Origin of the sequence: Paenarthrobacter sp. NPDC090522 (assembly GCF_044769225.1) — a bacterium.
GTDB lineage: Bacteria > Actinomycetota > Actinomycetes > Actinomycetales > Micrococcaceae > Arthrobacter.
This window is the reverse complement of the sequence record NZ_JBIVXL010000003.1, coordinates 372854-389854: the sequence shown is the minus strand read 5'-3', so window position 1 is coordinate 389854 and position 17001 is coordinate 372854. Positions and strand designations below refer to the sequence as shown.

The following is a 17001-nucleotide window of genomic DNA, read 5'->3' as shown; positions in this document are numbered from 1 at the left end:
CGGCCCAGCAACTCCGCGATCGCCGTCGTCGAACCCCAAACATAGGGCCGCAAAACATTCTCAATCTGGTACACGAAAGAAAGTCCTTTAGGTTGCGTGAACGTGGGCGGGAGGCTGCGTGGCTACAGCGGGGCGCACTGGCCGTTGGTGGCCACAAGGTCACGGATGCCTTGTTCGTCGCCTTGCGCTTTGAGCCCGTTGAGCAGCTCCTCGGTGATGGGTGTTCCATCGGGCGTGGTGGTCACCGGCGTGAAGTCCGACGACGACGGCGACGGCTGCTGGCCGGCCGGCCGGACGCTGGACTGCTGGGCAGGAACCACGCCGGCGGCAGTAACGGTGCCTGCTCCCGGCTTGGTGCCGGGCACCATGGCGTCGTCCGCTTTGGGACTGTTCTGCGAGGCCAACAGTTGCTGGACCCTGGAATGGATAAGGTCGAAGTCCGGAACCGTGGAGAACGAGGCCTCGAAGTCCGGTGGTCCGATGGTGAGCCGCTGGACGGGCTGCCCCTTGGACTTCAGTGCCAGGTCCACGAAGCTCCCCAACTGCGAGGACGAGATGTTGGAATCCACCACCTTGGTGCCGGCGTTGGCGATGTCCTCGAACTTGGTCAGCAGCGTCGCGGGGTCGAGTTGCTTCAGCATGGCCTGCTGGACGCATTGCTGGCGTGCAATCCGGGCATAGTCATCTACGAATTCGCGCGAGCGGCCATACCACAGGGCGTGGAAGCCATCGAGGTGGACGTCACCCGCGGGGATCCAGCCGTCGGGCATGCCGTGGATTCCGTTGGCTTCGTCGGTGACGGGACCGCTGATGGGTACCCAACCACCTGCCTTGACGCGGATGCCGCCCATGGCGTCGATCAGCTTGGCGAAGCCGTCCATGTCCACCAGGACGTAGGCCTGGACAGTGATGCCCAGTGTTCCGGACACGGCCTCCAAAGTCGCCTGCGCTCCGGGATCGGCAACGCCGGGATAGAGGTTCTGGTAGTTGTTGGTGACCTCGGTGTTGACGGCGTTGATGAGGCACTCATCGCCGCAGTTGTAGCCGTCCGGGTAGATCTTCCGCATGGGGGAACCCTCGCTGAACTGTGCGTTCTGGAGGTTGCGGGGGACGGAAATAATGGCGCTTTCACCGGTTTTGGCGTCAACGCTGATCACCGAGAGGCTGTCCGGGCGGCGTCCCGTGCGATCATCTCCGGCGTCGCCGCCCATCATCAGGAAGTTGTAGCGGCCGTCCACCGGGTCGATGGCCGGACCGGCGTCGAAAATGCTGCCGATCGCGTTGCGGCTGACATTCAACACGTACGCGAGGTAGCCCAAGGAGCCACTCGCCAGGACGGTGGCGGCCACCAGCACCACGGCAATGATGGGCCGCATTCCCGGGGCGAGCAAGGTGGGGCGGATGATCCGCAGCGTGTTGATGAACAGGAACGCCCAGCCGAGGGCCAACGCCACCAGGACCACAATGAGCAGCAACGAGCCCACGGGATGCGTTGCAATGCTCAGCAGGACGCTGCGGTTGACCAACGCAAGGACCAAGGTCAGCAGCAGCAAGGCCCAGACAACCAGGGTGACGCGGAGGGCGATCCGGCCCAATTTGCGGTCGCCCGCGACAATCTGGGCGCTGCCCGGGATGAAAAGGGTGAGCAGGACCAGCACGAAGGCGCGTTTGGTCCGTACCGGGGCGCTGGCCCCGGACGGATAGCGGACAGGATCAGTCAGCGTTGCCCCCGACTGAAACGTATTCTTTTGCATGCTGGTCATCCGCTGCCTTCCTAGCGGGTGCTCCGTGCGGAATCGCCGGCAGGTGCGAAGACTTCTTCGACCTTTCGCCGGAGGTTCTGGCCCTTCTTGGTGGCAACGTCATTGAGTTCCTGCGCGAAGGTGAGGAGGTCTTCGCGGAGGCGGCCGGCGAGTTCGTCCGTGCCGGAGGCCAGCATCCGGACGGCAAGGAGGCCCGCGTTGCGTGCACCTGCGATGGATACCGTCGCCACGGGAACGCCGGCGGGCATCTGCACGATCGAGAGCAGGGAATCCATGCCGTCGAGGGTCTTCAGGGGAACCGGTACACCAATGACCGGCAGGGGAGTGACCGAGGCGAGCATGCCCGGAAGGTGGGCCGCGCCGCCCGCGCCGGCAATGATGACGCGAAGGCCGCGCTCATGGGCCGTCTGGCCATAGCGGATCATTTCGGTGGGCATCCGGTGGGCGGAGACCACATCAGCCTCGAAGGGAATGCCGAATTCAGCCAGGGCGTCGGCGGCAGCCTCCATCACGGGCCAGTCAGAGTCCGAACCCATGACGAGCCCAACAAGGGGAGCGGTGTTTTCAGAAGTCATGCGGTCTCCTCGGAGGTGGACTGTGCCGGCAGGCGGCCGTCGCGGATGGTGTTGGCTACGGCTGTGGCCCGCTCGCGCACGGAGTCGACGTCGGAAGCAGAGGTGCCCACCAAGTTGACGTGCCCGATCTTGCGGCCCGGACGGACGGATTTTCCATAGCAGTGGACCTTGGCGGCGGGTTCAAAAGCGAGGGCCATGGGGAAGGCCTCGAACAGGTCCTGGTTTTCGCCGCCGAGGAAGTTCTTCATGACCGTGACCGGAGCCAGGGCATCGGTGGCACCGAGCGGAAGGTCCAGGACAGCCCTCAGGTGCTGTTCGAACTGGCTGGTGATGGAGCCGTCCTGTGTCCAGTGCCCGGTGTTGTGCGGGCGCATGGCGAGTTCGTTGATCAGGAATCCGGCACCCACGCCCGGGGTTTCAAAGAGTTCCGCTGCCATGACTCCGGTAACGCCAAGTTCGTTGGCAATGCGCAGTGCCGCTTCTTCGGCTGCCGCTGCGACCTCCAGGGAGATGTTCTGTGCCGGAGCGATGACTTCGTCGCACACGCCATCCACCTGGATGGTGTGAACCACAGGCCAGGCGCGCGATTCGCCGCTGGGAGTGCGGGCCACCAAGGCTGAGAGTTCGCGGCTGAAGTCCACCTTGGCTTCGGCGAGCAGCGGGCTCATGGTCTGGAACCAGTCAGCCGTTTCCGTGGCTTCCTCCGCGGAGTCCACGATGCGCACGCCCTTGCCGTCGTAGCCGCCGCGCGGAGTCTTCAGCACCACGGGCCAACCGATCTTGTCGCCAAAGGAGACGAGTTCGTCCACCGAGTGAACTGCCGACCATTCCGGGTTGGGCAGGCCGAGGCGGTCAATGGCCGCCCGCATGACCAGCTTGTCCTGGGCGTTGACCAGTGCATCCGGACCTGGCTGGACGTTGACGCCGGCGTCCAGGAGCGCGCGGAGGTGCTGCGTGGGGACATGCTCGTGGTCGAACGTGAGGACGTCCACGTCCTTGGCGAACTCCAGGAGGGCATCGAGGTCCTTGTAGTCTCCAATGGGCGCGGTGGCCACTGCGGCAACGGCCGAAACGTCCTCACCTTCAGCCAAAACGCGGAGTTCGAATCCCAAAGCGGTAGCGGGCGGGGCCATCATGCGTGCGAGTTGGCCGCCGCCAACAACGCCAATAACAGGAAAAGTCACAAGGTTCAGCCTACCGAACCAGTGGCGGGATCATTGATTCTGCGGCTTTTCGTACCAACTTTTCCGCCTTTAACGTGGTGGGGAGCACAGGGGTATAGGCGTTCTCACAGCCGGCTCCCGGGCAGCCCTTGGAATTCGGCGCTAAAATGGATGAGGCCCATCGGCCCACTTTTCAACGGCCTTGGAGGGTCATGATCACCACACTTGCAGATCGCATCCGCGGACTTGCCTCGCTTTTCTGGCGCGAAGTAGCCAAGTTCGGCGCCGTCGGCGGCGTTGCGTTCGTCATCGACTCGGCCGTCTTTATCTGGCTTTTCTCGGGTCCGATGCACGGCAGTGAAGTGTGGGCCAAAGCTATCGCGACGATCGTTGCAAGTGTCTTCTCCTGGGTGGCCAACAGGTTTTGGACGTTCCGCCACCGTAAGCAGGCGAACGTAGTGCGTGAAGCCGTACTTTTCGCTGTGATGAACTTCGTGGGCCTTCTGATTGCCTCCGGATGTGTTTGGTTCGCCAAGTACATCCTGAACCTCAACGACAAGCCGTCCCTCTTCATTGCGGGCAGCGTGGTGGGCCTGATCCTGGGAACCATCTTCCGATTCTTCGCCTACCGTTTCTGGGTCTTCAACGAAGAACTCGACGCCGAGCCCGCCTACTCCCACGACCACGAGCTCATCGAGGTCCACCACAAAGCAAAGGCCGGCGTTGCCGAGTCGGGCAGCGCAGGGCCGCCGACCGGCGAGGTGCCGTCCATCAAGAACGGCTGACGCGCTAAGAACGGCTGACGCGCTCGTTCTCCAGCAGGTGCTGCGTGACGTCCACATCCGGGTGAACCAGGACAATTGAACCGTCTTGGTTCCAGGCGCCCAAAGCGGCCGCAAGGCCGGGCTCCAAGCCTTCGGCCGCGCGAACCAGCAGGCGCACGCCGGGCTCCTGCGCCGCGGCGAAGCCATCCATCAGGGCCTCATGGGCACACGGCGACGTGCCGCGCACTGCGGGATCGTCGGCCGAACCCTCGGTGTGCGCCATGAAAACGTCCCCGTGGGAGCGCACTTCAGCCGCGTAGTCCACGACGCCGGCAGGCAGCTCACCGGGCCAACGCATAGCGAGTGCGGCGAGGGGTACGGCAACCACCGCGTCGAAGCCGGCGCCAGCGCCGCCGTCGGGCTCGTTGGTCACCAGAAGGTGGGCGTCCGAACCGTCCAGCACCACCTCCATGCCCAGCTGCCAGGCGGCCAAGGCCCATACGAACGACTTCCAGTGGGCCGGCAGGTCCAGCCGCACGGCCATGCCGGGTTCGGCGTCCAGTTCGTCCTGGAGAAGGTTGCTGGTCTTGGCTACCCAGTTGTCCAAAACCCGGCCCGAGAGTTCCACGCGTTCGGCGTCGGGGCCGTACCACGTGAGCCTGGGGGAGGTGGCGTGGCCGGATCGCAGGGTGGTCATCAGGTTCGCTGCCGGGATGCTCATGGCTCAATCTTGTCACGGCCCGCGGACGGCGTCCCATGGGTCTGTGAATTGCGGCACACGCGATTTATCAGGTTCCTGTGCATCTTGTAGCGCAGATGCGGATTTCCGCGGAAGTTCGGCTGATGTTCACCTGAAGTGATTCGGTGCTTCCGATTTCCCTGACCCGCGTTGTGGCGGAGGTGGAAAACGTTGGGCGTGGCGCATCCCACTTTTCTACAGATTCTTGATTATTATCCCGGCGCGGCTTGACTGGCGGGTAGTTACACACGTGTAATTAGTAATCAAACGCCGCTGCACAGATGACCGGGCACATGATCGGGAATCGGAAAACATCCAGGCAGCAGCTGCAAAATCAGGAGGGACGCCATGGGGCAAGCGTTGCGTATCCAGGAAGATGCAGTCGTCGCAGAACAAGCGTCGGTGAAGTACCGTTCACGGGACGTGCCAGGGGACTGGTATGTGGATCCCGCGGACCCGGAAGCGGCAGAGAGATACAACCAAAACGTGCAGCAGACTTTGGAGGATCAGGCAACAGCCCTCCTCGCAGCACACGAAGCATTGATCGGCGATGTACCCGAGGGTCCGGACGATGACGTGGACGATCCTCCCATGGAGCTTCGACGCCCGCTCGAAAACCCCGGACAGCCGGTGTGGATCGGGCTTCCCAGCCAGGCGGACTTCGATGATGAAGGCGAACTTGGCTGGCAGACGGACGCCTTGTGCGCCCAGACGGACCCCGAAGCCTTCTTCCCTGAAAAGGGCGGCTCCACCAGGGACGCCAAGAAAGTCTGCGGTGCGTGCAATGTCCGCTCCCAGTGCTTGGAATATGCCCTGGCGAATGATGAACGGTTTGGTATCTGGGGCGGGCTCTCCGAGCGCGAACGCCGTCGGCTGAGGAAGCGAGCAGTCTAATTCTTAAGGAAGTACACGTCACCGCCGTCGTGGTAGCCCACGACGGCGGGACCTATCTCCCCAGGACTTTGGCGGCACTGTCGGACCAGACGCGTTCGGCAGATGCCGCCATTGGCGTTGATGCAGGATCCACGGACTACTCAGCAGAGCTGCTCCGGGATGCACTCGGCGATTCGAACGTGGTGGAACACCACCAGCCCAAGTCAGGCTTCGGTGCGGCTGTTCAGGCCGGCTTGCACCAGTTGGCCCCGGCAGGAGCACACGGCAATGCGGACGTGGTGGAGTGGATCTGGCTCCTGCATGACGATGCCGCTCCCGCACCCGATGCCCTGGCCGAGTTGTTGCTTGCAGTGGAGCGCACCACCTCGGTCACCATTGCCGGGTGCAAGCAGCTCGACTGGAACGACGAGCGACGCCTGGTGGACGTGGGACTTTCCACGAGCCGCTGGGCGGAGCGGTTGACGCTGATCGATGCCGACGAAGTTGACCAGGGCCAATACGATCCGCGATCGGATACGCTCGCGGTGAACTCCGCGGGCATGCTGATCCGGCGCGACGTGTGGGAACTCCTCGGAGGGTTCGATCCGGCACTCCCCGGCAGCGGCGACGATGTTGACCTGTGCTGGCGCAACTGGCTGGCCGGCAACCGCGTGGTGGTGGTGCCCGGCGCACGGATGTTCCACGTCGAGAACAGGCCGAACGCCTTGGGCACGTCATCGGCAGCACGCAAGGCCCAGATCCATATGCGGCTTAAGCACTCGCCATGGTGGAACGTGCCGTTCCAGGCCGTGGGCGCCCTGTTCGGGGCCGTGGTCCGGCTGGTCCTGAGCATCCTGCTCAAGGAACCCGGCTATGGCTTCACGCAATTCACCGCCACTCTCGCCGCGCTTGCACGGCCCGTGGCTGTATCCCGTGCCCGTCGTTCAGCGGCCAGGACGCGGCGCCGGCAGCGGTCATTGGTTCGCGGCCTGCAGAGGTCCTCACGGGAGGTGCGTGCCCACAGGAGGTCGCTCCTTGAGGCCATCCGCCCGGCTGACGACCGGCAGGTCACCTCGGATCTCCTGGCCGCCGAGCCCAGCGGTGACGCCGTTGATGACTTTGCCGCCTTGGCCACCAATGACCGTGGCTGGGTAGGGACCGGTGCCGCAGCAGCAGCGCTGACTGCCTTGGCGGCTGGCTTGATTGGCTTGCTGGGTCTGTTGCGCACCGGCGTTGTTGCCGGTGGCGGCCTCCTGCCCGTTTCCGGATCTCCCGGAGACATGTGGGACAACGCCTCGGGTTGGTGGATCTCCTTGGGCGCCGGACTGCCCGGGCACGGGGACCCGTTCGGCTATGTCCTGTGGCTTCTCTCGCTCTTCGGTGGGGGCGATGGGAATTCAGCCATCGCCTGGCTCCTGGTCCTGGCCATGCCCTTGTCCGGTGTAGGCGCCTGGTTTGCCGTGGGCGCGCTCACCAAGCGCCGCCGGTTCAGGACCGTTGCAGCCCTGGCCTGGGGCGGTGCGCCGGGCCTGTTGATCGCCATCAACGAGGGCAGGCTGGGGGCCCTGTTGGCCCATCTGGTGATGCCGCTCCTCCTGCTGGCGCTCCTTCGGGCTACCGGGACGGCCATCGGCGGCACTGCCACCCAGGCACCCTTCAGCCGCAGGCCGACGCCGGTGCGTGGGAAGCCGGGCATCAACGGGACTCCATCCTGGACTGCCGCGGCAGCCGCCGGGCTTGCCATGGCCGTTGTGACCGCTGCGGCTCCATCGCTCCTGGCTCCCATCACTGTGGCAATCGTGCTTGCCGCCGTCGTCCTGGGATCCCGCGGGAAAACGCTCTGGTGGTCGTTCCTTCCCAGCCTGGTGCTTTTTGTCCCCTACGCCGTCTCGGCGCTGGACCGTCCCCGCTCGCTGCTTGCCGATCCCGGCCTGCCGCTGGACTTCGCGGCCGCCCCGCTGTGGCAGCAGATCCTGGGCCAGCCACTGGCGTTCAAGCCCGACGGCGGCCTCACCGGACTTGCGCTCTTTGGGCCCGGTCCCGTGCCTTGGGCACTCTTGCTTGCCTTGCTGGTCAGTGTTCCAACGCTTCTGCTCGCAGTGGCGGCCCTCTTCCTGCCAGGAAAGCGTACGGCCCTGGCCCGCGTGTTCTGGCTGGTTGCTTTGGCTACCCTGGCCAGCAGCTGGTTGGTAGGTCACGTGGCAACGGGCGTCAACAGCACCGCCTTGGTGGGTCCGTTCACGGGTCCTGCGGTGTCCGCCGCAGGAATGCTGTTCCTGGGAGCGGCGATGATCGGTGCGGACAGGATTTTCTCGGCGCCGCGATCCGCTCCGGACCCAACGCGCTGGAGGTTGCCGTTGCGGGGCCTTGCGTCTGCCGTGACGGTGGCATTGTTGGTGGCCGGTCCTTTGGCGGCGATGGCGGCCTGGACAGCGCAGAACATCCTGCAGCCTTCCTCTGAAACCGGTGGTACGCCAGTGGCGGCCCCGGCAAACGGTTCCCTCGGCGCCAGTCGGTTGGTGGGGGCAGTGACCAGCGATACTTTGCCGGCCACCGCGGTCGACCGCGGTACGGGACCCGAGCGGACGCGGACGCTGGTGATCACCAGTGGCGAGCAGGGCTCGTTCACTTCGTCCCTCATGCGGGGTTCCGGAACCACGCTGGACAGTTTGTCCACCATTGCCACGGCACGGACGATTATCGGAGCGCCGGGCCGTGAGGAGATTGTCACCGACGATTCGGCCACCGCTTCCATGCGGCGCGCCGTGGCCACGATCGTGGCGAGCACCGGGGTTGATCCGCGGGCGGACCTGGAACAGCTGGCCGCCGGATTTGTGGTCCTCAAGGCCGCGGACAGTGCTGCCCAACTGACGGCCAGCAGGATCGACGCCGTTCCCGGCCTGGTGGCCGTGGGACAGACGGACGCCGGGTGGTTGTGGAGGGTGACTCCGCGGAACACCGGTGGCCCTGCGGCTCCGGACACCATGAACCGGGTCCGCATTGTTGACGCCAACGGAGCCGTGGTGGGCGCCCTGCCATCGGACGACGTGGCCGTGGATGCCGAGGTGCCCGCCGGTAAAGAGGGCAGGAAAGTGGTGCTGGCCGAGCGTTCGGACCAAGGCTGGAACGCGTGGCTGGATGGCCGGGCATTGACTTCAACGTCTTCCGGCTGGGCCCAGGCCTTCGAGCTCCCTGCCGCCGGTGGAACGCTGGAAATCCGCTATACGGCTCCCTGGGCGCTGTGGTTCGGAATCCTCCAGGCCGTGGTCTTCGGCCTGACGGTGCTGCTGGCCGTTCCCGTCCCCGCCCGCCGTTCGCGCACCGGCATGTCGAGGGACGAAGTTTCCCTCCGTAAGGAGTACAGCAGTGTCTGACGACCAGAACAACGGCGTCGAAAGAACGACGGATCACGGAAAGCCACGGACGGAATCCGCCAAAGCTCCCAAGCCGTCCAAGGAGCGCGCTGGAAGCCGGCGGAGTTCGAACAAGGGCATCGTCACGGGCGTCTTGTCCGCCGTCGTCATCCTGGCCGCCGGTGGCGGCGCGGTGGCGGCCGCGGGCATGGTTCCAGGACCGTCCGGCGGGTCCAAACTCGAAGCCCGCCAGGCAGACGTCCCCGCCGGGCGCTCCCTGGGCGTTTGCCCCGAGCCGGCGCGGCTGGTCACGGGCACGGAGGTAGGGACGGACGCGCAGTTCAGCCCGGTCTCAACTACCGCAACCAGCGCCCTCAATGCCGTGGTCCTCAGCAACCCGGCCGGAACCGTCCCCGGCAGCAGCATCACGGCACTGGGCGGGAAGAACGTGGCCGAGATTGCCAAGGCCCCCACCAGCACACCGTCGCCCACACCTGGTCCGCCCGTGCTGGCCGCAGCGGCGGCATCCGTCAGCCCCGTGGATTCGCCAACCGTGGTAGGCGCCGACCCCATCGGCAACGAAAAGGCCTCGCTGTCGGCGAACCTCAGTTACTCAGCCACGGACGGCGACCTCCGGGGATTGGCCGCAGCGCAGTGCCAACAGCCCGGCAACGACGCCTGGCTCCTGGGCTCAAACACGGCCTTGGGCCGCACTGCAGTACTGAACCTGAGCAACGCCTCCGAGACCCCGGCCACCGTTAACCTGGACCTGTTCGGCCATCAAGGGCAGATCCAGGCGCCCGGCGCCCGAGGGCTCCTGATCGCCCCGGGAACAACCCGCTCGGTCAACCTCGCAGGCCTCGCGCCGAACGAATCCGAGTTGGCTGTCCACTTGCGCAGCACCGGCGGTCCCGTGGCAGGAACCATCCAGCAGAGCGTCCTGCGGGGGCTGGTTCCCGGTGGGGTCGACTTCCTGTCGCCGGGTGCCGCACCATCCAACCTCCAGGTGATGACCGGCGTCGACATCCAGGACGCGGCAGCCCTGAAGGCGCTGGGTGGCAAGTCCGGCTTCGGCGACGCGGTGCCGGCCCTGCAGCTTGCCGTTCCGGGGTCCACGGATGCCGTGGTCCAAGTGAAGCTATACGGGGCCAATGGCGAGCGGCAGCTTCCCAACGGGGGAGTGGTCACCGTCAAGGGTGGGACCGTCACCAGCCTGGACCTGGACGGAGTGCCTGCGGGGAGCTACACCGTGACCGCAAGTTCCGATGTTTCCTTCGTGGCCTCCACCCGGATTGCACGCGGGGCCAAGGCCGAATCGCCCACCGACTTTGCCTGGTCGCCGTCGTCCGCACGGCTGGGCAGCCAGCATCTGGTGGCGGTTCCCCGCTCAGGCCAGCGCTTCTTCAGTTTCGGCGTTCCGGAGGGGCGGGCAAGCGTCAGTTACGCCCCTGTCACCGCCGACGGGAAAGTGGGGAAGTCCGTGGACATCGACATCTCGGGAGGAACCACGTCGCTGATTGAACTCCCGGCAACCGCGGACGGCGCTGCGGTGGCAGGCTTCGTGGTTTCCGCCTCCGGCGATCCCGTCTACGGAGCCATGCTGCTTGGCACCAAGGACCGTGCCGATGTTTCCGTGCTGGCCATCCAGGACGCTGCAGCCGGCCTGGAGAAAGTTCCGGTCACGGTAGGCTACTGAGCCTTGGCTTGCCGGTAATGGCTTACTGGTAACGCCGCCGGTACACCGGGTCCAGCGTCTCCGGCGGCACCCCGAGCATTTCGGCGGTGTACTCCACCACGACGTCGTGGACCAGGTCCTGGAGTTCCTCCTTGGTTCCGGCGGTCTGTTCCACCACGCGCCGGTACACAGTGATCATGGGCGCTGCACCCCGGACACCGGGAGTGTAGGCGCCCATGGGTGCCGGCGTTGCCGCGGCCACCAGTTCTTCGAGGTTTGGCGGTATTTCATCCACGGCGAAGAGCACGCCGTCCAATTGCTTGCCCCACATGTCCTGCAAGCGTTCCGCGGAATCCAGCACGAGGTCGTCGAAGCGTTCCGAGCGGGAGCGGAAACCGGGCAGGTTGGGAAGCATGAGGTCCCCTCGCAACCCCCGACCGTGCCGGTTCCGCCGGCGCGTCCGGAAGCCTTTGGCCTTCGGCGCGGCAAGGTCCGGCTCACCGGATGCTTCGGCGTCTGTCCACCGGATGGAGAAGCCGGGAACATGTGGCTGTGACTGCATATATCGACTGTAGTCCCGGGAATCCGCCAGCGCGACATCATGGGCGGCACCGCGCCGACCATGGAACCGCGGGGCAGAATCCACGCGGCCACACGCCCTCAATGCGGCGTCCATGGGCCATATGCGGCTAATCTGGGATGTTGTGGGTGCTATTCGCCAGTGTTCCAGATCCGCTTGCCGCCAGTCCGCGGTAGCTACTTTGACGTACGTGTACGCCGAGTCGACTGCCGTGCTCGGTCCTTTGGCGACCTACGCAGAACCCCACGCCTATGACTTGTGTGCGCAGCATGCCGAGACCCTGACGGTTCCCCGCGGGTGGGAAGTCCTGCGGCTGGCCATGCCTACCTCGCCTCCCGAGCCGGGACCCGACGATCTCCTGGCGCTTGCCAATGCCGTTCGCGAGGCTGCGTCCAACGCCAATTCCGCTCCGGAAACGTCCACACGCCAGCACCGCCAGCCCGTGGAGCCGCCCGCCGCGGTTGAGGGAACGCGACGCGGACATTTGCGGGTTCTCCGCGAGCCTTCCTGACCGGACGCAAAACGTCGCGGGCTCCGAAGGGCCTGCCCCGGCGCGGTAGGCTGGAGGCTGCAGATAAGTCCGCCAGCGGCGCCATGCCCGGCGCCACCCAGGGAGCATCATCCATGCCAAAGGTCAGTCCTGAATTGTTGTCCATCCTGCGTTGCCCGGTGACCGGTTCACCGCTGCTCCAGGAGGGTGAGGAACTCGTGTCCACCGAGGCTGCTGACACTGGGGAAAAGCTACGCTACGCGATCGAGGACGGCATCCCGCTCCTCTTGCCTCCGGACCTTCTCGCCGCCGCCAACGCCTGACAGCGCCCCAGACACCAAACGCACACGGTCTACCTAAGGACACCCATGACTTTCGACTACAAAGTGGCTGACATTTCGCTCGCCGAGGCTGGCCGCCACCAGATCCGCCTGGCCGAGCATGAAATGCCGGGCCTGATGTCCCTGCGCGCCGAGTTCGGCGCGTCGCAGCCGCTCAAGGGTGCCCGCATCGCCGGTTCGCTGCACATGACGGTCCAGACTGCCGTGCTGATCGAGACTCTCACGGCCCTCGGCGCTGAGGTTCGCTGGGCTTCGTGCAACATTTTCTCCACCCAGGACGAGGCAGCTGCCGCCGTCGTGGTTGGAAAGGGGACCACGGAGGACCCGCAAGGCGTCCCGGTGTTCGCCTGGAAGGGCGAAACCCTGGAGGAGTACTGGTGGACCGCCGAGCAGATCCTCACCTGGCCTGGCGCGGACGCCAACCCGGAACTCGGTCCCAACATGATTCTCGACGACGGCGGAGACGCGACGCTGCTGCTGCACAAGGGGGTGGAGTTCGAGGCTGCCGGCGCTGTTCCCACGGCCACGGACGACGACCCCGAGGAATACCACCTCATCCTTGACCTGCTCCGCCGCACGCTTGCCGTGGACCCGCAGAAGTGGACGCGCATTGCCGCGCGGATCGAGGGCGTTACCGAAGAGACCACCACGGGCGTGCACCGCCTGTACCAGCTGGCAGAGCAGGGCAAGCTCCTCTTCCCGGCCATCAACGTCAACGACTCCGTTACCAAGAGCAAGTTCGACAACAAGTACGGCATCCGGCATTCACTGCCGGACGGCATCAACCGCGCCACCGATGTCCTCATGGGCGGCAAGGTCGCCGTCGTTTGTGGCTATGGCGACGTCGGCAAGGGTGCCGCTGAAGCGCTGCGGGGACAGGGTTCCCGCGTGGTGGTAACCGAGATCGACCCCATCTGTGCACTTCAGGCTGCCATGGACGGCTACCAGGTTGCCAAGCTCGAGTCCGTCCTGGCCCAGGGTGACATCTTCATCACCACCACAGGCAACAAGGACGTCATCCTCGCCGAGCACATGCTGGGCATGAAGAACAAAGCGATTGTGGGCAACATCGGCCACTTCGACAACGAGATCGACATCGCCGGCCTCGCCAAGGTTGAGGGCGTCAAGAAGGTGGAGATCAAGCCGCAGGTCCACGAGTGGGTCTTCGATTCCGGAACCGGCGACGAGCGCTCCATCATCGTGCTTTCCGAGGGCCGGCTGCTGAACCTGGGCAACGCCACGGGCCACCCGTCGTTCGTGATGAGCAACTCCTTCGCGAACCAGACCATCGCGCAGATCGAGCTCTGGACCAAGAAGGACCAGCCCGAGGGGGAACGCGAGTACGGAAAGCAGGTCTACGTTCTTCCCAAGATCCTCGATGAGAAGGTGGCACGCCTGCACCTGGACGCCTTGGGCGTGGAGCTCACTGAACTGAGCAAGGAACAAGCCGACTACCTGGACCTCGATGTTGCCGGACCCTACAAGCCGGAGCACTACCGCTACTAGGGCGACATCGCTCTTGACGGAAGCGAAAGGCCGGACGCGCACCATGCGTGGCCGGCCTTTCGGCTAAAATTGGGTGTTCAGTATTGCTTGCCGGGGGACAGGAAGACAGGGCCATGACGGAAGTCGCCAAGCGGAAGACGGGCAAGATCCTTGCCATCGTGGGGATCTGCGCTGCCATTGCCGCCGGCGGAATCGGTGTTGCAACCGTTCCGGGCCTGTTGGCAGGCTCCGCGCAAAACCAGGCCGGAACGGCTCCTTCTACTCCGGCTCCCGAGGCCAAGCCCGTGGAACTGGGGGTCACGCCGCTTGACGGCGCGGTTGAGTGGAACCCGGTGGTTGGTCCGCAAGTGAAGGCTGTCAACGGCAAGGTCAAGGATGTGGTCCTCGCTCCGGTTGGCGGCGGCGCGGCTGTTCCCGGCAAGACCAGCGCCGATGGCACCACGTGGACCACCCTGGAAGTCCTGAAGTTCAAGACGCAGTACAACTACTCCTTCACCGTAGTGGATACCGCCGGCAAGGAAACCAAGAAGTCCCAGACCTTCACCACGGTGTCCGCCGCCTACGAAGCCGATGCTTCCATCTATCCGCGGAACGGTTCGGTGGCGGGATCGGGCCAGCCCATCGAGATCAACTTCAGCGAGCCCGTACTGGACAAGGCGGCCATGGAGAAGCGCGTTGGCATTACCGTATCCTCCGGTCAGCCCGTGGCGTGGCACTGGTATTCGGACAAGAAGGTCCGCATCCGGCCCGAGGCTTTCTGGGCGTCGGGGAGTACTGTCACCGTTGACATGAAGCTGCTGGGGGTGGACTTCGGCAATGGCATGATCGGCAACGGGAATGTCACTTCCACCTTCACCACCGGACCCCAGCGCATTGCGGTGGTGGATGACACCACCAAGACCATGAACGTGTACATCAACGGCCAGTTGGAACACACTGCCCCCGTTTCGCTCGGCGGGGAGGACTGGCTCTCGCCCACGGGCTACGCAGCGATCATGGAGCAGGAACGCCACTCGAACTTCAACGCAGGAACCATCGGCCTCAAGCCCGGCGACAAGGGGTATTACCCTCCGCTGGTTGTGGAGTATGCCAACCGCCTGACCTGGTCCGGAGTGTATGTTCACCAGGCCCTCGAAGCTGCCTGGGGTGCCATTGGAAGGGTCAACGTTTCCCACGGTTGCGTTGGCTTGCTGCCCGAGGACGCCGCGTGGTTCTTCAACAACATGAAGACCGGCGATGTGGTGCAGATCCTGAACACCGGAGCTCCGCCGGTTGAGCCGCTTGAAGGCTTCGGGGACTGGAACATTCCCTGGGCGAGCTACGCGCAGCGCTAGTACTGCTGTTAAGATCGAAGCAGTGATTATCTCCTGCGCTCTTTGATCAGTCCTTTCGGCGCCGGCCATTCCCCGGCCCCTCTTTCCGTGCTGCCCTCTGTGGTGATTCCGGGTGTCCCGTTGGGGAACCCGTTGATGGGTTCCCCGGCTCCTGCCCCCGGATCCTTTCACCCCTTTGGAGCACCTGTGACCATTTCACCTATCTTTCGCCCCGACTGCGGCAACTGCTTTGCGCTGTGCTGCACTGCCCTGGGTTTCGCCCGTTCGGCTGACTTTGCCATCGACAAAGCCGCGGCTGCACCATGCCCCAATATGGCGGGCGACTTCAGCTGCACCATCCATGATCGTCTGCGCCCGCGCGGCTTCAGCGGCTGCACCGTGTTTGATTGCTTCGGTGCGGGGCAAGTGGTGTCCCAGCAGATCTTCCGCGGCGTCAGCTGGACGGACGACCCCTCTGCCCGAACGTCCATGTTTGCTGTCTTCAAAGTGGTCCGCCAACTCCATGAGATGCTCTGGTACCTGGAGGAAGTGCCGCAACGCACCTACGATCCTGAACGCGCGGACGCCGCGTTCCAGTTGTCGCGGACCATCCTGGCCATCACGGGCGGTGACCCGGCCGCCGTCGTGCGGGCCGACGTCGAACGCCTCCACGGCGAGGTCCGCAGGCTTCTTCTGGAGGTGAGTGAGGAAGTGCGGGGTTCGTACGGCGCTGAAGGGAGCAGAACGTACGACGGCGGACTTCGGCCGGGTGCGGACCTCGCCGGAGCGGAACTGGCCCGCCGCCGGTTGTGCGGCGCCGATCTCCGGGGAGCTGTGCTCATCGCGGCGGACCTCAGGGGGAGCGACCTCGCGGCCGTGGATCTTCTGGGCGCAGACCTTCGCGGAGCCCGGCTGGAAAACGCCGATGTGTCTCTGTCCCTGTACCTGACCCAGCAGCAGCTCAACGCCGCGGAAGGGAACGGTGCCACGCTGATCCCGGCGCGGCTTGAACGGCCCGGGCATTGGGGGTGAACGTCAGCGGTCCGTGAACGGAAGCTTTCCCAGTCTTTCACCTACGGCAATGTTGCGTTGCTCCGCTTGCCGCAGCCTGACGAACTCGCGGTTCCTCCGCTCGCCCAGGACTGCCCCGATGTAATCCGCGGGGTTGGTTCCAGGCGGCGGGGGAGGAGCGACGTAGCGCGACAACTCGGAGGCCAAAGCGATGGCCATGTTGTTCCGCGAAACGGGGGCCATCCGGTATGCGTGTTGGACGAATGTTCCGGCTCTGCGGGCCGTGGCGTCCGGGACGCGGCCAATGTCCGCCATGGCCACCCAGCCCTGAAGGTACGGAGGGGCCGTGGCGAGAATGTGCGGTTCGGCAGGGACGCGGAGACGCAACGAGTAGGTTCCGGCAACAATATCGCCCAGTCGCTTTGACTTCTCGTTGAACAGGGCCACGCCGATGGCCAGGCCACCAAAGGTCAGGTAGATCTCCAGGAATCCGAGCAGGCCCCGGATCACAGCGTGCCTGAACCGGATGGCGCCGCCGTCATCGCGGACGATCCTCAAGCCAGCAGCAAGTTTGCCCAGGGAGCGCCCCCGGGTGAGGGTCTCAACTGTCACCGGAACAATGACGAAAGTGAAGACCACAGCTGCCAGGATCATGGCCCGCATGGCGGCCTCATCAACATCGCCGGCGGCAGCTCCCAGGAGGGCGATCAGGAGGATCAGCAGGAGGATGTGCGCGATGACATCGATGATCAGTCCCAACGCACGTGCTGCGAACGAAGCCGGGCGCAACTCAAGGACAACGGCCTCGCCTGTGATGATCGAACTCAAGCCGTCCCCCGGTCCAGTATGCTGACA

At 64.9% G+C, this 17001-nt stretch carries 15 protein-coding genes; 9 read left to right on the top strand and 6 right to left on the bottom strand.

The window, feature by feature from the left end:
- Nucleotides 1–122 precede the first annotated feature (122 nt).
- Genes ACIQT2_RS05570 through ACIQT2_RS05560 form a run of 3 tightly spaced genes read right to left on the bottom strand, consistent with a single transcriptional unit; the run spans nucleotide 123 to nucleotide 3522 of the window.
- Nucleotides 123–1763: an LCP family protein gene (locus tag ACIQT2_RS05570; protein ID WP_402944353.1), complete on the bottom strand. Its 1641-nt coding sequence runs from the start codon at nucleotides 1761–1763 to the stop codon at nucleotides 123–125.
- A gap of 11 nt (nucleotides 1764–1774) precedes the next feature.
- Nucleotides 1775–2338 (bottom strand): 5-(carboxyamino)imidazole ribonucleotide mutase, encoded by a 564-nt coding sequence (purE, locus tag ACIQT2_RS05565; protein ID WP_400330840.1) that lies wholly within the window; start codon nucleotides 2336–2338, stop codon nucleotides 1775–1777.
- Nucleotides 2335–3522, bottom strand: a complete 1188-nt coding sequence (locus ACIQT2_RS05560) for a 5-(carboxyamino)imidazole ribonucleotide synthase (protein WP_400330843.1) — start codon at nucleotides 3520–3522, stop codon at nucleotides 2335–2337. The genes purE and ACIQT2_RS05560 overlap by 4 nt, the downstream gene beginning before the upstream one ends.
- Nucleotides 3523–3713: 191 nt before the next feature.
- Here ACIQT2_RS05560 and ACIQT2_RS05555 point away from each other — a divergent pair, with 191 nt between their 5' ends.
- Nucleotides 3714–4286, top strand: a complete 573-nt coding sequence (locus ACIQT2_RS05555; protein WP_402944350.1) for a GtrA family protein — start codon at nucleotides 3714–3716, stop codon at nucleotides 4284–4286.
- Nucleotides 4287–4290: 4 nt separating this feature from the next.
- Here the strand turns inward: ACIQT2_RS05555 and ACIQT2_RS05550 are convergent, their stop codons facing one another.
- Entirely contained in the window at nucleotides 4291–4986 is a 696-nt protein-coding gene (locus ACIQT2_RS05550; RefSeq protein ID WP_400330848.1) for a TIGR03089 family protein, read from the bottom strand.
- A gap of 366 nt (nucleotides 4987–5352) precedes the next feature.
- Between ACIQT2_RS05550 and ACIQT2_RS05545 the strand changes: the two genes are divergently transcribed.
- The 3 genes from ACIQT2_RS05545 to ACIQT2_RS05535 are packed head-to-tail and all read left to right on the top strand — an operon-like array spanning nucleotide 5353 to nucleotide 10926.
- The gene (locus tag ACIQT2_RS05545) at nucleotides 5353–5898 is read left to right on the top strand and encodes a WhiB family transcriptional regulator (RefSeq protein ID WP_400330851.1); all 546 of its coding nucleotides are present in this window, start codon (nucleotides 5353–5355) and stop codon (nucleotides 5896–5898) included.
- Nucleotides 5899–5927: 29 nt separating this feature from the next.
- Nucleotides 5928–9251: a glycosyltransferase gene (locus tag ACIQT2_RS05540; protein ID WP_402944346.1), complete on the top strand. Its 3324-nt coding sequence runs from the start codon at nucleotides 5928–5930 to the stop codon at nucleotides 9249–9251.
- Nucleotides 9244–10926 carry a DUF5719 family protein gene (locus ACIQT2_RS05535; protein ID WP_402944343.1) on the top strand — a complete coding sequence of 561 codons (1683 nt, stop codon included), beginning with the start codon at nucleotides 9244–9246 and terminating at the stop codon, nucleotides 10924–10926. Before ACIQT2_RS05540 ends, ACIQT2_RS05535 begins: the two co-directional genes overlap by 8 nt.
- A 22-nt stretch (nucleotides 10927–10948) precedes the next feature.
- On the opposite strand, the gene ACIQT2_RS05530 is transcribed toward ACIQT2_RS05535, so the two are convergent.
- Nucleotides 10949–11467, bottom strand: coding sequence for a metallopeptidase family protein (locus ACIQT2_RS05530; RefSeq protein ID WP_400330860.1), 519 nt, complete (start codon nucleotides 11465–11467; stop codon nucleotides 10949–10951).
- 121 nt (nucleotides 11468–11588) lie between these two features.
- On the opposite strand from ACIQT2_RS05530, the gene ACIQT2_RS05525 reads away from it, so the two are divergent.
- The 5 genes from ACIQT2_RS05525 to ACIQT2_RS05505 all read left to right on the top strand — a co-directional run bounded on the left by ACIQT2_RS05525 (nucleotide 11589) and on the right by ACIQT2_RS05505 (nucleotide 16167).
- A complete protein-coding gene (locus ACIQT2_RS05525) occupies nucleotides 11589–11996 on the top strand; it encodes a DUF3499 domain-containing protein (protein WP_402944339.1) in 408 nt (135 codons plus the stop codon).
- 113 nt (nucleotides 11997–12109) lie between these two features.
- Nucleotides 12110–12298 carry a Trm112 family protein gene (locus ACIQT2_RS05520; protein WP_402944336.1) on the top strand — a complete coding sequence of 63 codons (189 nt, stop codon included), beginning with the start codon at nucleotides 12110–12112 and terminating at the stop codon, nucleotides 12296–12298.
- Between the two features lie 45 nt (nucleotides 12299–12343).
- Complete coding sequence (gene ahcY, locus ACIQT2_RS05515; RefSeq protein WP_402944333.1) at nucleotides 12344–13822, top strand: adenosylhomocysteinase; 1479 nt, start codon at nucleotides 12344–12346, stop codon at nucleotides 13820–13822.
- A 113-nt stretch (nucleotides 13823–13935) separates the two neighbouring features.
- On the top strand, nucleotides 13936–15156 hold the full coding sequence (locus ACIQT2_RS05510) for an Ig-like domain-containing protein (RefSeq protein WP_402944331.1): 1221 nt from the start codon (nucleotides 13936–13938) through the stop codon (nucleotides 15154–15156).
- A 186-nt stretch (nucleotides 15157–15342) separates the two neighbouring features.
- A complete protein-coding gene (locus ACIQT2_RS05505; protein ID WP_402944328.1) occupies nucleotides 15343–16167 on the top strand; it encodes a pentapeptide repeat-containing protein in 825 nt (274 codons plus the stop codon).
- Nucleotides 16168–16170: 3 nt separating this feature from the next.
- On the opposite strand, the gene ACIQT2_RS05500 is transcribed toward ACIQT2_RS05505, so the two are convergent.
- Nucleotides 16171–16974 carry an RDD family protein gene (locus tag ACIQT2_RS05500; protein ID WP_402944325.1) on the bottom strand — a complete coding sequence of 268 codons (804 nt, stop codon included), beginning with the start codon at nucleotides 16972–16974 and terminating at the stop codon, nucleotides 16171–16173.
- Between the last annotated feature and the right edge of the window lie 27 nt (nucleotides 16975–17001).

What these genes read in the sequence shown, in the direction of transcription:
- ACIQT2_RS05525 (WP_402944339.1), top strand. Translation starts at nt 11,589, where the DNA reads ATGCGGCTAATCTGGGATGTTGTGGGTGCTATTCGCCAGTGTTCCAGA.
- ACIQT2_RS05555 (WP_402944350.1), top strand. Translation starts at nt 3,714, where the DNA reads ATGATCACCACACTTGCAGATCGCATCCGCGGACTTGCCTCGCTTTTC.
- ACIQT2_RS05550 (WP_400330848.1), bottom strand. Translation starts at nt 4,986, where the DNA reads ATGAGCATCCCGGCAGCGAACCTGATGACCACCCTGCGATCCGGCCAC.
- ACIQT2_RS05510 (WP_402944331.1), top strand. Translation starts at nt 13,936, where the DNA reads ATGACGGAAGTCGCCAAGCGGAAGACGGGCAAGATCCTTGCCATCGTG.
- ACIQT2_RS05570 (WP_402944353.1), bottom strand. Translation starts at nt 1,763, where the DNA reads ATGACCAGCATGCAAAAGAATACGTTTCAGTCGGGGGCAACGCTGACT.
- ACIQT2_RS05520 (WP_402944336.1), top strand. Translation starts at nt 12,110, where the DNA reads ATGCCAAAGGTCAGTCCTGAATTGTTGTCCATCCTGCGTTGCCCGGTG.
- ACIQT2_RS05545 (WP_400330851.1), top strand. Translation starts at nt 5,353, where the DNA reads ATGGGGCAAGCGTTGCGTATCCAGGAAGATGCAGTCGTCGCAGAACAA.
- ahcY (WP_402944333.1), top strand. Translation starts at nt 12,344, where the DNA reads ATGACTTTCGACTACAAAGTGGCTGACATTTCGCTCGCCGAGGCTGGC.
- purE (WP_400330840.1), bottom strand. Translation starts at nt 2,338, where the DNA reads ATGACTTCTGAAAACACCGCTCCCCTTGTTGGGCTCGTCATGGGTTCG.
- ACIQT2_RS05530 (WP_400330860.1), bottom strand. Translation starts at nt 11,467, where the DNA reads ATGCAGTCACAGCCACATGTTCCCGGCTTCTCCATCCGGTGGACAGAC.